1 pseudogene is annotated in these 695 nt (G+C 47.5%); it reads left to right on the forward strand.

The window, feature by feature from the left end:
* Positions 1–695: pseudogene (locus DMI82_RS19550) on the forward strand (IS66-like element ISRob1 family transposase); the annotation flags it as partial.

Raw genomic sequence — 695 nt, forward strand, 5'->3', positions numbered from 1 at the left:
AGAACTGGAACAGCAGGTCCGGCTCCTGAAAGAGCAGGTTGATTTCCTGACCCGTAAACTTTATGGAACAAAATCCGAGAAGACATCTACTCTCGAAATCGAGGGGCAGGTGTCTCTTTTTAATGAAATCGAAACCTGTGCGGATCCTGATGCACACGAACCGGAGCTTGTTGAGATAGAGAAGCACCTACGTAAAAGGAAGTACACCGGTCAGCGGGAAGAACTGGTAAAAAATCTCCCTCACAGCAAAGTACTCCATACCATAGATGAAAGGGAACAGATATGCGATAACTGCGGAAGTACGATGGTGAAAGTAGGGGAAGAATTCGTCCGCACGGAAGTACAGTTTATCCCTGCAAAACTCAAGGTGATTGACCATTACCGGGAAACGTATGAATGCAGGTCGTGCCGGAAAAACGGAACTCCTTATATGGAGAAGGCTCCGGTGCCATATCCTCCCGTCCTGCATTCTCTGGCATCTGCATCTACCATCACCTGGCTCATCCACCAGAAGTTTGAATTAAGCATCCCGCTGTACAGACAGGAAAAAGAATGGGAGGCTTTGGGATTACGTTTAAGCAGAGCGACTATGTCAAACTGGCTTCTGGTTGTCTATCGGGACTGGCTTGTACACATCGTCCACCGTCTGAAGCTGGAACTTCTGAAACAGAGATACCTTCATATCGATGAAACAC

This window comes from Blautia sp. BCRC 81119 (assembly GCF_003184505.1).
GTDB classification, from domain to species: Bacteria; Bacillota; Clostridia; order Lachnospirales; family Lachnospiraceae; genus Blautia_A; species Blautia_A fusiformis.